This window comes from Rhodovarius sp. (assembly GCF_040399605.1).
In the GTDB taxonomy this organism is placed as follows: domain Bacteria; phylum Pseudomonadota; class Alphaproteobacteria; order Acetobacterales; family Acetobacteraceae; genus Rhodovarius; species Rhodovarius crocodyli_A.
Genome location: NZ_JBBARU010000070.1, coordinates 1 through 18,250, shown reverse-complemented (window position 1 = coordinate 18,250; position 18,250 = coordinate 1). Strand labels below are relative to the sequence as shown.

At 67.2% G+C, this 18,250-nt stretch carries 17 protein-coding genes; 11 read left to right on the top strand and 6 right to left on the bottom strand.

All coding sequences use genetic code 11. From position 1 onward, the window contains the following. Positions 1-110: 110 nt before the first annotated feature. Both ABWP84_RS15030 and ABWP84_RS15025 read left to right on the top strand, forming a co-directional pair. Positions 111-890 carry a 3-ketoacyl-ACP reductase gene (locus tag ABWP84_RS15030; protein ID WP_353212857.1) on the top strand — a complete coding sequence of 260 codons (780 nt, stop codon included), beginning with the start codon at positions 111-113 and terminating at the stop codon, positions 888-890. 92 nt (positions 891-982) lie between these two features. After that, positions 983-2,584, top strand: a complete 1,602-nt coding sequence (locus tag ABWP84_RS15025) for an ABC transporter substrate-binding protein (RefSeq protein WP_353212856.1) — start codon at positions 983-985, stop codon at positions 2,582-2,584. Here ABWP84_RS15025 and ABWP84_RS15020 read toward each other — a convergent pair. Further along, on the bottom strand, positions 2,571-3,536 hold the full coding sequence (locus ABWP84_RS15020; RefSeq protein ID WP_353212855.1) for an NAD(P)-dependent oxidoreductase: 966 nt from the start codon (positions 3,534-3,536) through the stop codon (positions 2,571-2,573). The genes ABWP84_RS15025 and ABWP84_RS15020 overlap by 14 nt on opposite strands. Before the next feature lie 96 nt (positions 3,537-3,632). Between ABWP84_RS15020 and ABWP84_RS15015 the strand changes: the two genes are divergently transcribed. From ABWP84_RS15015 to ABWP84_RS14995, 5 genes are all read left to right on the top strand, one after another. Continuing rightward, the gene (locus ABWP84_RS15015; protein ID WP_353212854.1) at positions 3,633-4,643 is read left to right on the top strand and encodes an ABC transporter permease; all 1,011 of its coding nucleotides are present in this window, start codon (positions 3,633-3,635) and stop codon (positions 4,641-4,643) included. After that, positions 4,640-5,491 (top strand): ABC transporter permease, encoded by an 852-nt coding sequence (locus ABWP84_RS15010; protein ID WP_353212853.1) that lies wholly within the window; start codon positions 4,640-4,642, stop codon positions 5,489-5,491. The genes ABWP84_RS15015 and ABWP84_RS15010 overlap by 4 nt, the downstream gene beginning before the upstream one ends. Continuing rightward, complete coding sequence (locus ABWP84_RS15005; RefSeq protein WP_353212852.1) at positions 5,488-7,476, top strand: ABC transporter ATP-binding protein; 1,989 nt, start codon at positions 5,488-5,490, stop codon at positions 7,474-7,476. The genes ABWP84_RS15010 and ABWP84_RS15005 overlap by 4 nt, the downstream gene beginning before the upstream one ends. A gap of 235 nt (positions 7,477-7,711) precedes the next feature. Then, positions 7,712-8,857: an aminotransferase class V-fold PLP-dependent enzyme gene (locus ABWP84_RS15000; protein ID WP_353212851.1), complete on the top strand. Its 1,146-nt coding sequence runs from the start codon at positions 7,712-7,714 to the stop codon at positions 8,855-8,857. Between the two features lie 21 nt (positions 8,858-8,878). After that, positions 8,879-9,847 carry a tripartite tricarboxylate transporter substrate-binding protein gene (locus tag ABWP84_RS14995; RefSeq protein WP_353212850.1) on the top strand — a complete coding sequence of 323 codons (969 nt, stop codon included), beginning with the start codon at positions 8,879-8,881 and terminating at the stop codon, positions 9,845-9,847. 11 nt (positions 9,848-9,858) lie between these two features. Here the strand turns inward: ABWP84_RS14995 and ABWP84_RS14990 are convergent, their stop codons facing one another. After that, complete coding sequence (locus ABWP84_RS14990) at positions 9,859-11,205, bottom strand: tetratricopeptide repeat protein (RefSeq protein ID WP_353212849.1); 1,347 nt, start codon at positions 11,203-11,205, stop codon at positions 9,859-9,861. 99 nt (positions 11,206-11,304) lie between these two features. Here ABWP84_RS14990 and ABWP84_RS14985 point away from each other — a divergent pair, with 99 nt between their 5' ends. Beyond that, positions 11,305-12,261: a tripartite tricarboxylate transporter substrate binding protein gene (locus ABWP84_RS14985; RefSeq protein ID WP_353212848.1), complete on the top strand. Its 957-nt coding sequence runs from the start codon at positions 11,305-11,307 to the stop codon at positions 12,259-12,261. Next, entirely contained in the window at positions 12,261-13,256 is a 996-nt protein-coding gene (locus ABWP84_RS14980) for an NADPH:quinone oxidoreductase family protein (RefSeq protein ID WP_353212847.1), read from the top strand. The genes ABWP84_RS14985 and ABWP84_RS14980 overlap by 1 nt, the downstream gene beginning before the upstream one ends. A 7-nt stretch (positions 13,257-13,263) precedes the next feature. On the opposite strand, the gene ABWP84_RS14975 is transcribed toward ABWP84_RS14980, so the two are convergent. The 3 genes from ABWP84_RS14975 to ABWP84_RS14965 form a co-directional block, all read right to left on the bottom strand. Then, complete coding sequence (locus ABWP84_RS14975; protein WP_353212846.1) at positions 13,264-13,827, bottom strand: phosphonate degradation HD-domain oxygenase; 564 nt, start codon at positions 13,825-13,827, stop codon at positions 13,264-13,266. A gap of 17 nt (positions 13,828-13,844) precedes the next feature. Continuing rightward, a complete protein-coding gene (locus tag ABWP84_RS14970) occupies positions 13,845-14,747 on the bottom strand; it encodes a CehA/McbA family metallohydrolase (RefSeq protein ID WP_353212845.1) in 903 nt (300 codons plus the stop codon). A gap of 155 nt (positions 14,748-14,902) precedes the next feature. Beyond that, a complete protein-coding gene (locus ABWP84_RS14965; protein WP_353212844.1) occupies positions 14,903-15,859 on the bottom strand; it encodes a tripartite tricarboxylate transporter substrate binding protein in 957 nt (318 codons plus the stop codon). A gap of 127 nt (positions 15,860-15,986) precedes the next feature. Between ABWP84_RS14965 and ABWP84_RS14960 the strand changes: the two genes are divergently transcribed. After that, entirely contained in the window at positions 15,987-16,850 is an 864-nt protein-coding gene (locus ABWP84_RS14960; protein ID WP_353212843.1) for an isocitrate lyase/PEP mutase family protein, read from the top strand. Positions 16,851-16,861: 11 nt separating this feature from the next. Beyond that, positions 16,862-17,188 (top strand): NIPSNAP family protein, encoded by a 327-nt coding sequence (locus tag ABWP84_RS14955; protein ID WP_353212842.1) that lies wholly within the window; start codon positions 16,862-16,864, stop codon positions 17,186-17,188. 3 nt (positions 17,189-17,191) lie between these two features. Here the strand turns inward: ABWP84_RS14955 and ABWP84_RS14950 are convergent, their stop codons facing one another. Then, positions 17,192-18,148, bottom strand: coding sequence for a tripartite tricarboxylate transporter substrate-binding protein (locus ABWP84_RS14950; RefSeq protein ID WP_353212841.1), 957 nt, complete (start codon positions 18,146-18,148; stop codon positions 17,192-17,194). Between the last annotated feature and the right edge of the window lie 102 nt (positions 18,149-18,250).

Here is an 18,250-nt window from a genome sequence, read left to right as displayed (position 1 = left end):
TCATTTTCCTGGTGGGAGAGCGCGAGAGGGCAAAGCCCTTTCGCTCTTCCCCTCCGCCAGCAGAACTGCCCAGCGCAGCAAGCCGCAATCACCCAGGGAGAGACACAAATATGCCCAAAGACACGCAGCGCCCGGCGGCGTTGGTCACCGGCGCCCGCCGCGGTATCGGCCGGGCGATTGCCACCTCCCTTGCGTCGGCGGGCTTTGACATCGTCGGCACTGATATCGCCCAGGATGGCATGGCCGAAACCGCCCGGGCGGTCAGCGCGGCCGGTGGCCGCTTCCATGTGCTGATGGCCGATCTTGCTTTGCTTGAGCAGCACGCGCCTCTGGTCGCCTCCGCCTGGGCTGCGTTTGGCGGTTTGGAATGCCTGGTCTGCAATGCCGGTGTGGGCGCCATGCAGCGCGGTGATGTGCTGGATGTCTCGCCCCAATCCTGGGATCGTTGCTTTGCCATCAATACCCGGGCCAGTTTCTTTCTGGCCCAGGCGGTGGCGCGGCGGATGGTGGCAGAGGGCGCGCCCCAGCGTGCTGCGCGCAGCATCAGCTTCATTTCTTCGGCCAATGCCTTTCTCGCCTCGCCCGACCGGGCGGAATACGCCGCCTCAAAATCCGCAACCGCGATGGTCGCAAAAATCTTCGCGCTGCGTCTGGCTGAGGATGGGATCGCGGTGCATGACATCCGCCCCGGCGTGATCCGCACTGAACTGACCGCCCCGGTGGCCGAGGCTTATACAAAGCGGATCGAGGCCGGGTTATCGCCGATACGCCGCTGGGGCGAGCCTGATGATATCGGCCGCGCGGTGGCGCTGCTGGCCTCCGGTGCCCTGCCCTTCAGCACCGGTGACGCTTTCCATATCGATGGCGGGCTGCATATCCCAAGGCTGTGAAGGCTGCGGCTTTGCCTCTTCCATACTGCCTCCGATGCGTCCTAGGCTGCCTGCGCAACGATCCGCCACAAGGATCAGAAAGGAACACGCCCATGACAACAACCGCACTTGGCCGCCGCAGCCTGGCACAAATTCTCGGCTGCTCGGCCGCCGCCATTCCCGCCGGAGCCAGGGCCCAGGCGCGCGGCGGTGTTCTCGTCATCGGCATTGATATCAGCGATACCGTAACCCTCGACCCCGTGCGCCAGGCGCAATACACGCCGCCAATGACGCTGGCTGCGGTCTATGACAGCCTGCTCACGCTCGAGCCGGGCGATTATGTGAATGTCCGCCCTTCCCTCGCCACCGCCTGGGCCCGCACCCCCGATGGGCGCGGCTGGCGCTTCACCCTGCGCGCGGGGGTGAAATTCTCCACCGGCAATGTGATGACGGCCGAGGATGTGAAATTCACCTTCGACCGCATCCTCAACATGCGCGAACAAACCCAGCAATACATCAAGGCGGTGGATCGGGTGGAGGTGGTGGACCCCCAGACCGTCGATTTCATCCTCAACGCGCCCAATGCGCCCATCCTGCCCATTCTGGCCAATCCCGGCTGCGGCATCATGGAAAAGGCGGTGGTGGTGGCCCAGGGCGGCGTGGTCGCCCCGGCCGCCAAAGAGACCGACCGCGCGACGGATTGGCTGAACGGCAATTCCGCCGGCACCGGCCCCTTCCGCCTGCTGCGCTGGGAGCGCAACAACCAGATCCTGTTGCAGCGCAATCCGCATTACTGGGGCGCGGCTTCGCCCTATGAGCGTGTGGTGATCCGCCATTTGTCGGATAGCGCGGCGCAGTTGCTCGCGGTGCGCCGTGGCGATATCGCCGCCGCCTTCAACCTCATCCCCGAGCAGATCAGCACGCTGCGCGCCGATGCGGCGGTTCGCATCGAGCGCATGCCCAGCCTCGATTTCGTCTATATGGCGGTGACCGAGAATGCCGCCGCCAACCCCGCATTGGCGAAGAAAGAGGTCCGCCACGCCATCGGCCACGCCATCGATTATGACAGTATCCTGGGCAGCATGCTGGGCGGCGCGGCGCAGCGCCCGGCGCATTTCCTGCCCATTGGCGTCAATGGCAGCACGGAGGCCATCGCCCGCCAGATAGGCTTCAACCAGGATCTCGACCGGGCGCGGGCGCTGCTCAACACCGCCGGCTTCGCCCAGGGCTTCGAGATGGAAATCGCCTATGGCAATGCAGCCGTGGCGGGCATCACCTATCAGGTGCTGGCGCAGAAGCTGCAGGCAGACCTGGCGCGGGTGGGCATTCGCGTGCGGCTCAACCCGATGGATCAGGTCAATCTGCGCACCCTCTTCACCCAGGGCCGCCAGGCCGGCGCGGTGCTGACCTTCTGGAACCCGCCCGCCGTCTCGAACGACCTATGGGCCTCGGCCATTGTGGAGCGGGTGGCGCGGCGGGTGCATTGGACGGTGCCGCCGGAATTGCCCGCCCTCGTGCAGCGCGCCTCGGAGGAGCAAAATCTCGAGCGCGCCGCGGCGCTATGGGTGGAGTGGCAGCGCGGCGTGGTGGATGCGGCGCATCACTTCGTGCTGTTCCAGCCGAATTATCAAATCGCGGTGCGCAATGCGCTCGGCGCCTTCCCGCTGACGGCAGCGGGTTGGCAGCTTGAGATGGGGCGCGTCAGGCCGGCTTGAACAGCCGATACGCCTGGGCGGCATTCACCGCGCCATCAGGGAGCCGCCCCGCCGCCAGCGCCGCAACCTGGCGGACGGTGTCCATCGCCTGATGCTCGGCCGCGGCCGGCGTCAGCCCACCAATATGCGGGGTTGCGATCACATCTGGCCTTGCCGCGAGGCGGGGCAGCGGCATCTGGTCAGGCGCGCTGCCCACATCCATCGCCGCACCGGCCAGATGGCCTGAATCCAGGGCCGCCTCGAGTGCCGCCTCATCAATCAACTCGCCGCGCGAGAGGTTGATGAAAAAAGCCCCACGTCGCATGGCGGCAAAGGCCTCAGCGCCCATCATATGCCGGGTTTGCGGCGTGGAGAGCGCCAGGCAGATCACGATATCCGCCCCCGACAGCACCTCGGCCAGGGAATGGGTGCCGCCATGCGGGTCATAGGCCAGCACCCCCATGCCCAAGGCGCGCGCCACCTCGGCCATGCGCCGGGCGATGCGGCCATACCCCACCAGCCCCAAGGTCGCGCCCGAAAGCTGCAAGCCCGGCCGCGGCTGCGCCACCCCTCCGGCACGGTATTCCAGCACCGAGCGGCTCACGCCCCGCGCCAGATCCACCATAAAACCAACTCCCAACTCCACCACCGCATCGACAAAACCCGGCGTGGCCTGCGTCACCAAAATCCCCCGCTCAGAGGCCGCCGTCACATCCACCGTGCTGATATCCACCGCACAGCGCAGAAAGGCCTTGAGCTGGGGCGCGGCCGCAAAGGTCGCCGCCGTGCCGGGGCTGCCGCGATAGGCGATGATGGCATCGCAACCCGCAGCGGCGGCCGCGAGGGCTTCGTCGCGCAATTCCTCAACCCCGGGGTTACGCACGACATCGGCATGCTCGCGCAGCGCGGCCAGCGCGCGCTCACCAAAATAGCCGGGGAAGGAGAGGCTCCCATGGCTGAGATAAACCCTCATCCGCCCTGCCCTGTCTGCTCCGCTCATTGCTTTGCCGCCCTTGCTTCTCGTGTTGCAACAAGTGCAGCATATCAACCCACGAAGGGGAACATCCGCTTGCCGGGTTACATTGCGCTGCGCCTGATATCAGCTGTTGCCATGGCGCTTTTCGCAAGCCTGGTGGTCTTCCTCATTTCCAATTTCGTCCCCGGCGACCCGGTGCTGGCGCAACTCGGCGATATCCTGGCCTCTGACCCTGTGGTGGTGGCGCAATGGCGGGCGAAATGGGGCCTCGATCTGCCGCTATGGGAGCGTTACGGCATTTTTCTGCGCGGGCTGCTGCATGGCGATCTGGGGCAATCCATCGCCACCCGCCGGCCGGTGCTGGAGGATATCGTGCAATTCGCCCCCGCCACGGTGGAACTCGCCACCATCTCCTTCGTCATGGCCCTCGCCTTGGGCATCCCCCTCGGCATTGCCGCCGCCATCTGGCGTGACAGTTGGATCGATGCGCTGGCGCGGGTGCTGTCGCTGGTGGGTGTCTCAGCCCCCACCTTCTGGCTGGCCTTCATCATGCTGGCCATCTTCTATGGCTGGCTGGGTTGGGCGCCGGGGCCGGGGCGGCTCGACCCGATTGCCTTCCCCCCCGAGGGCCCGAGTGGTTTTTTCCTCTTCGACACCGCCTGGGCGGGGGATTGGGAGGGCTTTGCCGATACCCTGGCGCATCTCATCTTGCCCGCCATCGTGCTGGCCGCTGCCACGCTCGGGCTCATCACCCGCACCACCCGCGCCGCCATGCTCGATTGCCTGCAGCAGGATTATGTCCGCGTCGCCCGCGCCAAGGGGTTGCGCGAGAGGGTGGTGATCCTCCGCCACGCGCTGCGCAATGCGCTGGTGCCGGTGGTGACGCTGGGTGGCCTCGCCTATGCCAATCTGCTGACCGGGGCGGTGATGACGGAGACGATCTTCGCCTGGCCCGGCCTTGGCCGCTACACTTTCCGCTCCGCCGCCGCGCTGGATTTCCCGGCGATCATGGGCATCACCTTGGTGGTTTCGGCAACTTATCTGCTGGTCAACCTGCTGGTGGACCTATCCTATGCCGTGCTCGACCCGCGGGTGCGGCGTTGAGCGCGGCAATACCCCTGCCGGCCAGCCGGATGCGGCGGCGGCTGCGCCGCTATGGCCTGGCATGGGCGGGGGCTGCCATCGTGCTGGCCTGGCTGCTGGTGGCGCTGCTCGCACCCTGGATTTCGCCCTATCCGCCCAATGCGGTGGATGTCACCCAGCGGCTTTTGCTGCCCTCCGCCGCGCATTGGCTGGGCACGGATATTCTGGGCCGCGATGTACTGTCACGCCTGCTGCATGGCGCGCGCATCTCGCTGCTGGCGGGGTTTTCCGTCGTGCTGCTGGGCGCGGGGATTGGCACCGCCATTGGCATTCTCGCCGCCTGGCTGCGCGGCTGGGGCGAGGAGGCGCTGATGCGGCTGACCGATCTCGTGCTCTGCTTCCCGCCCATCATCCTGGCCTTGGCGCTGGCCGCCGCCCTGGGCATTGGCACCACCAACACCATCATCGCCATGCTGGTGGTGTGGTGGCCGAAATATGCCCGCCTCGCGCGCAGCCTCGCTCTCGTCCAGCGCAGCCAGGAATATGTCGAGGCCGCGACGGTGCTGGGCCTGCCGCAAAAGCGTATCCTCTTGCGCCACATCCTGCCCAATATCTTCGGCCCCATAGCGGTGCTCTGCACGCTTGATCTGGGTATCGCCATCCTCACCTTCGCCGGCCTCTCCTTCCTTGGCCTGGGTGTGGTGCCACCCGCCGCCGAATGGGGCTCCATGGTCTCCGAAGGGCGCGAATTGGTGGAGCAATGGTGGGTGGCCACCTTCCCTGGCTTGGCCATCCTCACCGTTGTCATCGGCTTCAATTTTCTTGGCGATGGCTTGCGTGACTGGCTCGACCCGAAAGCCCAGCGATGACCGCCATTCTCGACATCCGTGACCTTGTCACCGTCTTCCACACTGATCGTGGGCCGGTGCGCGCGGTGGATGGCGTCAGCTTCACCATCGCACGCGGCGAGACGCTGGGCATTGTCGGCGAAAGCGGCTCGGGCAAATCCGTCACCGCGCAATCGATCATGCGCCTGCTCGAGCCACCGGCCAGGATCGAGGCCGGCCAGGTGCTGTTCGAAGGCCGCGACGTGTTGGCCATGTCGCAATCGGAATTGGCCGATTGGCGCGGCGCCAGCGCCGCCATGGTGTTCCAGGATTCCCTCACGGGGCTGAACCCGGTGCTGCGCATCCTCCCCCAGGTGAGTGAGCATGTCGTGGCGCATGGCCGCATGGCCCCGCCGGCCGCCCGCCGCCATGGTATCGACCTGCTGCGCCGCATGGGTGTGGCCTCCCCCGAGCGCGCGGCGGCGGCCTTCCCGCATCAATTCTCTGGCGGCATGCGCCAGCGGGTGATGCTCGCCATCGGCATGGCCAATGAGCCCTCGCTGCTGATTGCCGATGAGCCGACCACCGCGCTCGACGTCACCATCCAGGCGCAGATTCTCGACCTTATGGCCGGGCTGAACGAAAAATTCGGCACCGCCATCATGCTCATCAGCCATGATCTGGGCGTGATCGGCAGCCTCTGCCGCCGCATCGCCGTGATGTATGCCGGCGAGGTGGTGGAAACCGGCCCCACCGCCGAGGTGCTGGCCGACCCCCGCCACCCCTATGCCTGGGCCCTGGCCCATGCCGTGCCGCGGCTGGACACGCCGGTTACCGCGCGCCTGCCCAGCATCGAGGGCATGCCACCTGATCCGCTGGCCATGCCCCGGGGCTGCCGCTTTGCCCCCCGCTGCGCCCATCGCATCGCGCGCTGCGACGCCGAGCATCCGCCACTCACCGAAATCGCACCCGGCCGGTCGGTGCGCTGCTGGGTGACGATGGATGGCCGCCAATTGCCCCCCCACAGCCTGCCAGCCGCCGCCGCACCGCCACGCGCCACCGAGGCCGAAGCACCGCTTTTGGAGGCAAGCGACCTCATCAAGCACTTCCCCCTGCCGCGAAAATCCCTCTTCGCCAAGCCTGAGCTGGTGCATGCTGTGAACGGCGTGTCACTGCAGGTGGCGCGAGGCGAGAGCCTGGGCATTGTGGGCGAAAGCGGCTGCGGCAAATCCACCCTGGCCCGGCTGATCACCCGGCTGCATGCCCCCAATGCCGGCAATATCCGCTTTCAGGGCCAGGACATCACCGCTCTAGGCGGCGAGGCGCTGCGGGCGCTGCGGCCCAGGCTGCAAATGGTATTCCAGGACCCCTTTGCCTCGCTCAACCCACGCATGCGGGTGGGGCAAATCCTGGCCGAACCGCTGCGCGTGCATGGCCATGCCGCGCCGGAAGAACGCGTGGCCGCTTTGCTCGACATGGTGGGCCTCAACCCCGCCTGGGCCGCGCGCTTCCCGCATGAATTCTCCGGCGGCCAGCGCCAGCGCATTTCCATCGCCCGGGCATTGGCGCTCGATCCGGCACTGATCGTGGCCGATGAACCGGTCTCCGCCCTTGATGTGAATGTCCAGGCGCAGGTGCTCAATCTGATGCTGGAATTGCGCGCCCGCCTTGGCCTGGCATTCCTCTTCATCGCCCATGATCTGGCAGTGGTGCGGGCGTTTTGTGACCGGGTGGCGGTGATGTATTCAGGCCGCTTCGTCGAAGAAGCGCCGGCGGCGGAGCTTTTCGCCACCCCCGCCCATCCCTACACCGTGGCCTTGCTCTCAGCCGTGCCCGAGCCCGGCCAGCGCCGCATCGTGCTGGGTGGGGAGCCGCCCTCCTCGCTGCGCCTGCCGCAGGGCTGCGCCTTTCGCGCCCGCTGCCCGGTGGCACGGCCAATCTGCGCCGAACCACCACCGCTGGTCGAAATCGCGCCTGGCCGCCGCGTGCTCTGCCATGCGCCAGGCTCGCTGCAGAAGCCAAGATAAGGCCGAGACAGCGGCCTGCTTGAAGCTTAAATAATTCTTAATATCAACAATCTAACGAAGGTGCAGGAAACTAAGTTTCTTGCTGGGGTGCTCAAGGGGCAAAGCCCCTCGATCTTCTCCCCACCCATCCGCAGCCCGCGCTGGACATGACGTATCACAATACCTCACCGCCAGCATGGTTGCCCGACAGCCCAGCCGGACGCAGACTGCCTAGCCTGCGATCAAGGACCCCCAGATGCTCGCCTGCCAGCGCGATGAATTCGACATCCCCCGCGATGTCGCCTACCTCAATGCCGCATCCTGGAGCCCTCTGCCGCGCGCGGTGCAGGAGGCAGGGCGTGCCGGCATCGCCCGCAAGGCGCAGCCCTGGTCCATCACCGGGGCGCATATCGCCGGGCAATGCAGCCGTGCCCGCAACGCCGCCGCACGGCTCATCGGCGCGGCCGCCGAGGATATCGCGCTCATCCCCTCAATTTCCTATGGCGTGGCGATGGCCGGGCGCATCCTGCCCATTCCTGCTGGCAGCCGGGTGCTGGTCCTGGGTGATGATCACTCCTCGCCGGTGCTGGAATGGCTGCAACATGCGCCACGCGGCGGCTACGTGGTGGAGAGCGTGGCGCGGCCAGCCAATGGCGATTGGACGGCAACCTTGCTGGAGGCCATCGCCCGGCCCGGAGCAGCGCCGCTCGCGCTGGTCTCCATCTCCTCGGTGCATTGGGCGGATGGTGGGCTGATCGATCTCGCGGCCGTGGCCCAGGCGCAGCGGGCGGCGGGCGCGATGCTGCTGGTCGATGCCACGCATCATGCGGGGGTGCTGCCGCTCGATGTCGTGGCGCTGGACCCGGATATCCTGATCTTCCCAACCTATAAATGGGTGCTCGGGCCCTATGGCCGGGCCTTCCTTTATATCGCCCGCCGCTGGCAGGATGGCGTGCCGCTGGAGCAGACCGGCTCATCCCGCCGCCGCGTCTCCTCCGAAACCACGCCCTATATGGCTGATCTGGGCTTCACCGATGGCGCCCAGCGCTTCGATATGGGCGAGCGGGACCATGTGATTGGCCTGGAAATGGCATCGGTCGGCATGGAATTGATGGCAGAGTGGGGCACAGCCGCGATCAGCGCCCGGCTGAGCTGGCTGAACGGCCTGCTGGCCGAGGGGCTGGCTGGCAGCGGTGTGGAACTACCCCCGCCCGCCACCCGCGCGCCGCATGTGCTCAGCCTGGGCTTCCCCGGCGGCATGCGCCCTGGCTTGATCGAGGCGCTGGCCGAGCGACAAATCCATGTCGCGCCCCGGCTGGGGCGGCTGCGCATCAGCCCGCATGTCTATAATGACGAGGCTGATGTGGCAGCGTTTCTCGCCGCCTTTCGTGTCCTGGCCTGATACCAGCTTTAAGGAGATGACATGGTTTTTTTGGTCAGCCCTCTGAGGCGGCGCACCCTGCCCGCCCTGCTGCTGGCAGCGCCGGCCCTGGCGCAGGATTGGCCAAGCCGCCCCATCCGGCTCATCGTGCCCTTCACCCCCGGCGGGCCGGTGGATGTGGTGGCGCGGCTGCTGGCCGAACGCCTGCGCGACCTGCTGGGCCAGCCGGTGCTGATCGAAAACCGCGCCGGTGCCGGCGGCAGCCTGGGGCTGCGCCAGGTGGCCACCAGCCCCCCCGATGGCACCGCCTTCGTGATCACCTCCTCCTCACTGGCCATCTGGCCGGCCATGCATCCCCATGGCGGGCTGGACCCGCGGCAGGATCTCACCCCGGTCAGCCTGGTGGCCGATATCGCCACCACCATCGTCGCCCGCCCCGGCGGGCCATTGGTTGATCTGGCGGCCTTGCTGCGCGCCGCCCGCGCCGAGGCCGGCGCCATCACCTATGGCACCAGCGGCATAGGCTCTTCCAACCATCTCTCCGGCGCGCTCTTCGCCGCCATGGCGGGGGTGGTGCTCACCCATGTGCCCTATCGCGGCGCTTCGGTTGCGATGAATGCGCTGCTGTCGCGCGATATCGACATTGTCTTCGCCTCCACCGTGGAGACCCTGCCGGCGCATCGCGATGGCCGCGCCCGCATCCTCGCCGTCACCACGCAAGGGCGCATCCCCAGCCTGCCCGATGTGCCAGCAGCCCATGAGGCGGTCCCGGGCTATGTCGCCCCCAATTGGTTCGCACTCGCAGGCCCACCGGGCCTGCCCGCCGCCATTCTCAGCCGGCTCAGCGCCGCCTTGGCGGTGATCGGCCAGGATGCCTCATTCCAGGCCCGGCTGGCGGATTTGGGCGCCATCCCCCGCCTCTCCCCACCCGAGCAACTCGCCGCCCGCCTGGCCGAGGATATCCCCACCTGGCGCCGCGTGGCCGAGGCGGCAGGCATCCGCGCCGAATAACCCCCGCGCGTTCAGTGGCCGATGGAATGGGCCGCCGCCGCATAGCCAACCCGGCGCTGCGGCGGCAGCGGGTGGCGCCCGGCCACACGCTCCAGCAAGAGGCGCTGGGCGGCGATGTCATCGGCATCGCGCGCGGCGGTGAGGAAAAACTGCTCCAGCACATCCTGCTGGGCGTGGCTGCCGCCGAGCTGCGGCATAGAACCCAGCGCCGGGCGCATCAGCGCCACAGCCTCCCCAGGCGCACCCTGCGCGTGGCGCAAAATGGCCGCGCAAACCGGCAGCGCGGCCTCACGCAAAATCCGGCTTTGGGTGTTATTGCCCGCCGCCGCGGCCTGCACACTCTCCAGCAGGCGCTGCCCCGCGGCGAAGCGCCCTGTTGCGGCCAGCGCCATCATCCAATGCGGCAGGGTGAAGGCCGAGAGCGTATCGCCGATCCTCGCCTCGGCCTTATCGGCCAATTCCACCCAGCGCTCGCCCACATCCACCCCCTGCCGGCCCAGGCGAAACAGCATGGAGGCGGCATTCTGGCAGTCGATGTAAAGATCGGGCTGCATCAGGGTCACCTCGGAGGCGAGGTCCCGAAACCCCTCATCATAAAGCCGCAGCACGCTGGCATGGTCGCCCAATTCCAGGTGATACATCGCCTGGTGCCAGAGCACATGGTGGCGGATATTATTGGTGCCGGTGAAATGCGGCCGCAGCCCCTCCACCCAATCCACCCCTTCCTGCCGGCGCCCCTGCATTTCGAGCGTATGGGCAACGGCGTGAATCGCCCAAAGATCAGCCGGGTCCAGGCCCACGGCAGCGCGGCCGGCATATTCGGCGGTGGCGTAATCGCCGCATTCCTCGGCGGCAAAGGCCCGGCAGGCCAGCATGCTGCCATAGCCGGGCATCCCCGGCTGCCATTGGCGGAAGGCGCGCTCCGCCATGTCACGCATCGCCGGCGCCCGGCCCATCCAAAAGGAGGCAAAATGATGCAGGCGGAAGGCGATGAGGTCATGCGGGTATTCGGCCAGAATGGCCTCCCACACCGCCAGGGCCTGCTCCATATCCTGGCTAGCCCAGGCTTGCAGCGCGGCCACATGCATCGCCTCACGCGGGTTGCAGGCCAGGCCCGCAGCATGCTGGGCAGCGGCCTGCGCGGCCGGCAGAGCCGCCGCCTTATAGGCCAAAAGGGCAAAGCTACCCTTCATGACATGGGGCATCGGCGCAGCGGGGTCGAGCGTCAGCGCCGCTTTGAGTTTGAGCGGCGCATCCAGCCGGTATTTGAGGAAAGCCTCGGTCAGGGCATCAAAGGCCTGCGCGGCCTCGGCCGAGCCCACGCTCATGGCCAGCCCCTGGGCGTTGCGGTGGCTCATCGGCGGCACCTTTGCGCGATTTGGCTGCGAGGCTGCATGGCTTTCTCCCATTCTTCCGGCCTATCCTGACGCTAACAGGACGTTTGGGAAGACCCGTCGATGCATAGCACACGTCGCGCCGCGCTGGCCCTGGCTTTGGCAAGCCCCGCCCTGGCGCAGCCCCAATGGCCCAGCCGCCCGGTGCGGATGCTTATCCCCTACCCCCCCGGCGGGCCGACCGATATTCTGGGCCGCATCGTCGCCCAGCGCCTCACCCTGGATCTGGGCCAGCCCTTCGTGGCCGAAAACCGTGCCGGCGCGGGTGGCTCCATCGGCGCCGAGGCGGTGGCCCGCGCGGCAGCGGATGGCTCGACCTTTCTGGTCAATGCCTCAGCCCGTGTCATTGTCCCGCATATGGTCCGCCTGCCTTTCGACGCCATGGCTGATTTCGCGCCGGTGACGATGATCGCCGCCGTGCCGCTCATCCTGGTCGTGCCCGTCTCGTCACCCGCGCGCGATGTGGCGGGGCTGGTGGCCTGGCTGCGGCAAAACCCGGCGGCGCGCAGCTACGCCTCCTCCTCCAATGGTGGGGCCCCACATCTGGCGGGCGAGATGTTCCGCCTGCAATCGGGCCTGGATTTGCAGCATATCCCCTATCGCGGCAGCGGCCAGGCGCTGCCCGATCTGGTCTCAGGCCAGGTGGGGCTGATGTTCGACAGCATGGCCAGCAGCGCTGATCTGGTGCGCGAGGGGCGGCTGCGCGCCCTTGCGGTCAGCACCGATGAGCGGGTGCCCGCCTTCCCCAACCTGCCCACGATGCGCGAGGCCGGCTTCCCCGATTACGAGATCACCACCTGGTATGGCATCTGGGCGCCAGCGCGCACCGCACCCGCCATTGTGGGCGCCATGCATCACGCCGTGGCCGCTGCCCTGCGCCACCCCGAGACCATGGCCCGGCTCGGCGCGCTGGGTGCCATCCCCGGCGGCCAGCCACCCGAGACATTTGCCCGCTTCGCCGCGCGCGAGAATGAGCGATACGCCAGGCTGGTACGCGAAGCCGGGATCAGGGCCGAATAATGCGCGCGGTTCTGTGCGAATCCTGGCGCGACTTCTCCGCCCTCGAACTGAAAGACATCCCCCCGCCCGAACTGCGCCCGGGCAGCCTGCGCATCAGGGTCGAAGCCGCCGGAATCTCTTTCGCCACCCAGTTGGTGGTTGCAGGAAAATATCAGCGCCGCCCACCCCTGCCCTTCGTACCAGGCACCGAGGTGACAGGAACCGTCATCGAGGCGGCTGAGGGTGTGGCGATCGCCCCCGGCACCCGGGTCTTTGCCGTGCTGGATTGGGGCGGCATGGCGGAGGAGGCGGTGGCCGATGCCATCCATGTCACCCCCATCCCTGACGGGCTGCCGCTGGAGGCGGCGGTGGCCATGCCAATCAGCTATCCCACCGCCGCCTCGGCCCTGATGTGGCGCGGGCGGGTGGGAAGCGGCGATTGGGTGCTGGTGCATGGCGCGGGCGGTGGCGTGGGGCTGGCGGGCGTTGAGGTGGCGCATGCGCTGGGCGCGCGGGTCATCGCCCGTGCCGGGCTCGCCAAACACCCCATGCTGCTGGCCCGCGGTGCTCAGGCAGTGCTTCCCTCCGATGCCCCCTTCCGCGAGGCGGTCTTGGCGATCACCGGCGGTGCGGGTGTGGCCTGTGTGCTGGATGTGCTGGGCGGCTCGCTCTTCGAAGAAAGCCTGCGATGCCTGGGCGATGGCGGCACGCTGGTCACGGTGGGCTATGCGGCGGGCGGCATTCCAACTGTGCCGGCCAATATCCTGCTGCTGAAGAATATCGCCGTCGCCGGCCTCAACTGGGGCAGTTATATCGGCTGGTCACCCGGCGACAACAGGCTGCACCATGCCCCGCGCGTGCGCGCAATGTGGGACCAATTGGTGGAATGGTGGCAAGCTGGGCTGCTGCGCCCCGAGGTGAGCGGGCGCTATCCCCTCGCGCAATTCCGCGAGGCCATGGCGCAGCTGACCGCCCGCCAGGGCGTGGGCCGGGTGGTGCTGCAGCCCCAGCGCTGAAAGCCCATTACCCCCGCAAGCTGCGCGCCACGGCAGGCATGAAATGCGCCACATCGGGGGTTTGCAGGCCCTTCACCTTCGCCTGTTCATCATAGCGGCGCAATTGCACCGCCGCGGCGCTATAGGGGCCGGCCTCGAAGGCCGCCAATTCCTCGGCCGACATCGGCCCGCCTTGCAGCGAAAGGCTCTTCACGCTGTCGGGCGAGAGCTTGGCGAAGTAATCCGCCTCCGCCGCGCAGAGGTAACGCTTGGCCGCCACATGCAGCCGGACCGGCTCCGTCACCTCGGGGCCGAAATGCTGCACCAGCCAGGCATGGCCAAGCAATTCATGCTCATCATCAATGCCCGCATCGGCGGGGTTATCGCCCAGATTATGCACCAGATGGCCAATATCATGCAGCAGCGAGGCCGCGATCATGGCATCGCCGAGCCCATCCTTCTCGGCCAGCCAGGCCGCCTGCAAGGCGTGCTGCTGCTGGTTGATGAAACTCAACCCATAGCGCCCCTCGGCGCGGCCCTCGAGCAGGGCCTGGATTTCCACCACGATCGGGTGAGTACTCGCCTCGGACATGGGGCTCTCCTTCAGGTTCAGAAATACGCCGGATTGGACCAGGCGCGGCGGCCTTGTTCATCGGCAATGACAATGCGGGCGAAAGGCCCGGCGGCGCGCAAGGCCGCCAGCTTCAGGCTCACCCGGGTTTGAATGGCACCGACGGATTGCACGGCGCGCGAACCCCGGCCCAACACCATCACGGCGGCAGCGGGCGAGCAGGTGACCTCCACCTCCTCCTCCCCCCAGGCAATGTGATGAATCAGCGGCCCTTGGGTCGCGTAAAAATGCCCCGCCTTGAGGGCGGCGAGCAGCGCCTCAGGCTCATTGCGCTCGGCCTTGACCATCACCCAGCCACCAAAGGCATCAGCGCAGGCGAAATGGGCGTCATCCACGGCGATGAGGTTGATCCGCCGCCCTTGCGCCAGCAATTGATCGGCGAGGTAAACGCCATCGCCGCGCTCCGTGCGCAGCTGCGAGGTGTGGTTATAAACCTCCACCGCATGGGCGCCGGGGATGGTATTGGCATCCTCGGTGCTCAGCGCATACCAGCCAGGATGGGGGATGGCGACGAAGGCGCCGGCCTCAATGGCCCGGGCAGCCAGTTGTGGGCCGCTCTCGCCCGACGCGGGCTGCGCGAAATCGGCGGGCAGGCCCACGGCCAGAATATGCCAAATCTCCCCCAAGGCGGTGGAAGGCGCATGCAGCTCGGCACCAAGGATCGTGGTGAAGCCAGGCGTGCGGAACGGGCGGGTATCCACAATGGGAAAGCCGAATTTGGCCAGGAAATGGTCGGTAAGGGCGAGGAAATCATAACCCGCATCGCGATAGGTGGCGCAAACATCCGCCGCATCGCGCATCCCGTCGGAGCGGGTGGAATGGGTGTGGATATTGCCCTTCCAGAAGCGGCCAGGGGCGGTAAAGCTGGGGTCATTCGGCATGGGGATATCCGGTTGTGCCGCCCATGGCGGCGCTGCGCCAGGCTGGGCTTGCCGCCATCATGGTAGGAATTGCTGCCATGGGAAGCCACCTAACCCAGTCTCCCCGGCAATGAAACGCGGCCAATGTGACAATCTCGCGGCAATGGCCGGCTACGCTACTGCGCCAAATTGATCCCGCCCAGCAGCCGCGCCTTTTGCGCAATATCCCCCGCCAGGCGGGTGCCGAAATCCGCAGCGCCCAGGTGATAGGCCTCAGGCTGCAAGGCGCGGCGCGCGGCGGCGGCATAGCCCTCACCCAATGCCGCGCGGGCGCAGGCTGCCTCTAGCACCGCCAGCCGCTCGGCCGGCGTGGCGGCGGGTGCGAACACCCCGCCAAAGCTGGTCGGCGCCACCGCAAAACCCTGTTCAATGGCGGTCGGCACATCAGGGAAGGCCGGGTTGCGCGCCGTATCAAACACCGCGAGCAGGCGCATATCCGTCCGCCCGGAGGCCGAGGCCAGCACGATGGCCGCCAGATCAATCCGCCCCGCCAGCGTATCCGCCATCACCGGCCCATCGCCGCGATAGGGCACATGGGCGAGTTCAATCCCCGCCGCCTGCAGCCATTGCACCATGGCCAGATGCGGGATGGAGGCGATGCCCAGCGTGCCATAGGTAACGCTGCCCGGCGCCGCACGCGCCGCCGCCACCACATCACCCAGATTGCGAAAGCGGCTATCATGGCGCACCGCAATGGCCTGGGCATTGGAAAATGTCTGGCAGACCGGGCGCAGCGCATCACGGCTGAGGCCGGAATTGGGCTGCGTCACCGGCAGCACCGAGAGCACCAGGGCGGGCGCGAAGAGCAAGGTGTGGCCATCGGGCGCCGCGCGCGCCGCCATCAGCGAGCCCACACCACCGGCCGCGCCATCGCGATTGACCACCACCATGGGCTGGCCCAGCAGCGGCGCCATGGCCGCGGCCAAGGCCCGGGCCATCAAATCAGTGGCACCGCCCGGCTGATAGGGGTTGATGAGCTGGATGGGCCGGCTGGGAAATGCCTCCTGCGCCGCCACCGGCGCGGCCAGGCCCAGAGCCACGCAAAGTGCCGTGAGCAGCATGCGGCTGAACATCTCGTCTAATCTCCCTTTTGCCCGCATCGGGCACCCCGGCCCCGCCTTCGGTCAAGCCCCCGGGGGCTTGGTGGCGCGCCATGAACCCGCTTAGGCTGGAGCCCAGGAAACGCCTGAAGGACACAAGATGACCCCTCCCGAGCGCATGCGCGCATTGCTGGCCCAACCGGGCCTTGTTCTCATGCCCGCCATTTGGGATGGGCTGAGCGCCCGCCTCGCCGCCGAGGCCGGCTTCCCCACCGCCTTCCTCTCCGGCTCCTGCGTCGCCGGCAGCCGCCTCGGCGGGCCTGATCTTGACCTGATCTCCTTCGGCGAGATGTTCGACAGCTTCACCATGGCCCGTCGCGCCGCACCACAGACGCTGCTGCTGGCCGATGGCGACCATGGCTATGGCAATGCGATGAATGTCCAACGCACCGTCGCCGCCTATGGCCTGGCCGGCGCCGCCGCCATCCTGATCGAGGACAAGATCACACCCCGCGCCCTCACCGCCGCCGGCAAGCCCTGCCTGCCGCGCGAGGAAGCGCGGATGAAAATCCGCGCCGCCGTGCAAGCCGCCAAGGAGAGCGGCATTCTCATCCTCGCCCGCACCGATTGCCGCCCCACCTTGGGCATTGACGAGGCAGAGGCGCGCATCCGCATCTTTGCCGAGGAAGGTGCCGATATCCTCTTCCTCGACAGCCCAGCCGATGAGGCCGAGATTCACCGCGCCGTCGCCGCCGCCGCCGGCAAGCCCAGCTTTGCCGTGCTCTCCCCCGGCGGCGCCCGCGCAACGCCAGACCAGGTGAAGGCCGCAGCCCTCGGCTTCAAGATCGCAACCTTCCCCACCGCCATGCTCTCGCCGGCGATCGGCGGCATGATGGCCGGCCTCGCCGCAATGCGCGGCGGCGCCTCGGCCGCCGAGAGCGCCCTGCCGGAGGCGCAATTCCGCGAAACCCTGGGCTATGCCGCTTACGACCGGCAGGCCGCTTCCTTCATCCCCAAAAGCTGAAAGCCAAGACAATGATCCACGAACTTCGCATCTATCGCTGCGTGCCCGGCCGCCTGCCGGCACTGCTCAACCGCTTCCAGACCATCACGCTCAAAATCTGGGAGCGCCATGGCATCCGCCAGGCCGGCTTCTGGACCACGGTGATCGGCGAATCCAATCTCGATCTGCATTACCTGCTGGAATGGGAATCGCTCGCTGAGCGCGATGCGAAATGGGCCGCCTTCCAGGCCGATCCGGAATGGATCGAAAAGCGCGCGCAGACCGAGGCCGATGGCCCGATCGTGGCCAATGTCAGCAACGCCATCCTGCAGCCCACCGGCTTTTCCTCGGTGAAATAACCCTCAGCCCAGGGTGATATTCGCCGCCCGGATCAACTGGGCCGCGCGCTCCCGCTGGGCGGCGACAAAGGCGGCGAAATCCGCCTCGCCAGTCCCCAGCGGCACAATGCCAATCCCCGCCATGCGGGCGCGCACATCGGGCTGGGCCAGGGCAAAAACGGTGGCGGCATGCAGCCGCGCCACCGCGCCGCGCGGCGCACCCGCGGTGGTCCACAAACCATTCCACTCATCCCAGTCAAAGCCGGGAAAACCCTGCTCGGCAATGGGCCGCATCCCCGGCAGCGCCGGGATTTCCCGCGGCCCCGCCGCCCCCAGCGCCCGCAGCCGGCCCGATTGCACATGCGCGCTGGCCGCCGCCACCGAAGCAAAGGCCATGCTGACATTGCCCGCCAGCAAATCCGTCATCGCCGGCCCGCCGCCACGATAAGGCACATGCACCACCTCAATACCCGCCGCCCGGCTCAATGCCACCATGGCCAGATGCGCGCCCGTGCCATTGCCCGAGGAGGCAAAATTGAACACCCCCGGCCGCGCCCGCGCCGCCTCGATCAATGCCCCCAACGTGGCAAAAGGCGAGGCCTGCGGCACCACCAGCATTTGCGGCTGCAAGGTAAGCTGGGTGATCGGCGTAAAAGCCGTTGCATAATCAAAGGGCAAATTCGGCATGAGGCTGGGATTGACCACATGGCCCATCGCATCAAGCAGCAGCGTATGGCCATTACCAGCCGCACGCGCCACCTCACCCGCACCAATCGCCCCACCCGCACCACCGCGATTCTCCACGATGATGGTCTGGCCGAGCTGCGCCACAAGATGCGGCAACAACATCCTGGCCACCGTGTCAGTGCCCCCACCAGGCGGATAAGGCGTAACCAAGCGAATGGGCTGGCTGGGAAAACCCTGCGCCAGCACAGGCCCAGCCAGCGGCAGCGCCGCAAGAACCCGACGGGTGAATATCATGGGCTATTCTCCATTTGGTGGCTGAACAACGGATAACAAAAAACAAGTTCGAGGGGCTTTGCCCCTCGAGCACCCCAGCAGGAAACTTAGTTTCCTGCACCT

Bases quoted from the DNA above. Each gene is read 5' to 3' on its own strand.
- ABWP84_RS14950 (WP_353212841.1), bottom strand. From the start codon at position 18,148: ATGATATTCACCCGTCGGGTTCTTGCGGCGCTGCCGCTGGCTGGGCCT.
- ABWP84_RS14965 (WP_353212844.1), bottom strand. From the start codon at position 15,859: ATGTTCAGCCGCATGCTGCTCACGGCACTTTGCGTGGCTCTGGGCCTG.
- ABWP84_RS14955 (WP_353212842.1), top strand. From the start codon at position 16,862: ATGATCCACGAACTTCGCATCTATCGCTGCGTGCCCGGCCGCCTGCCG.
- ABWP84_RS15005 (WP_353212852.1), top strand. From the start codon at position 5,488: ATGACCGCCATTCTCGACATCCGTGACCTTGTCACCGTCTTCCACACT.
- ABWP84_RS14995 (WP_353212850.1), top strand. From the start codon at position 8,879: ATGGTTTTTTTGGTCAGCCCTCTGAGGCGGCGCACCCTGCCCGCCCTG.
- ABWP84_RS14980 (WP_353212847.1), top strand. From the start codon at position 12,261: ATGCGCGCGGTTCTGTGCGAATCCTGGCGCGACTTCTCCGCCCTCGAA.
- ABWP84_RS15000 (WP_353212851.1), top strand. From the start codon at position 7,712: ATGCTCGCCTGCCAGCGCGATGAATTCGACATCCCCCGCGATGTCGCC.
- ABWP84_RS15020 (WP_353212855.1), bottom strand. From the start codon at position 3,536: ATGAGGGTTTATCTCAGCCATGGGAGCCTCTCCTTCCCCGGCTATTTT.
- ABWP84_RS15030 (WP_353212857.1), top strand. From the start codon at position 111: ATGCCCAAAGACACGCAGCGCCCGGCGGCGTTGGTCACCGGCGCCCGC.
- ABWP84_RS14990 (WP_353212849.1), bottom strand. From the start codon at position 11,205: ATGAGCCACCGCAACGCCCAGGGGCTGGCCATGAGCGTGGGCTCGGCC.
- ABWP84_RS14970 (WP_353212845.1), bottom strand. From the start codon at position 14,747: ATGCCGAATGACCCCAGCTTTACCGCCCCTGGCCGCTTCTGGAAGGGC.
- ABWP84_RS14975 (WP_353212846.1), bottom strand. From the start codon at position 13,827: ATGTCCGAGGCGAGTACTCACCCGATCGTGGTGGAAATCCAGGCCCTG.
- ABWP84_RS14985 (WP_353212848.1), top strand. From the start codon at position 11,305: ATGCATAGCACACGTCGCGCCGCGCTGGCCCTGGCTTTGGCAAGCCCC.
- ABWP84_RS15025 (WP_353212856.1), top strand. From the start codon at position 983: ATGACAACAACCGCACTTGGCCGCCGCAGCCTGGCACAAATTCTCGGC.
- ABWP84_RS14960 (WP_353212843.1), top strand. From the start codon at position 15,987: ATGACCCCTCCCGAGCGCATGCGCGCATTGCTGGCCCAACCGGGCCTT.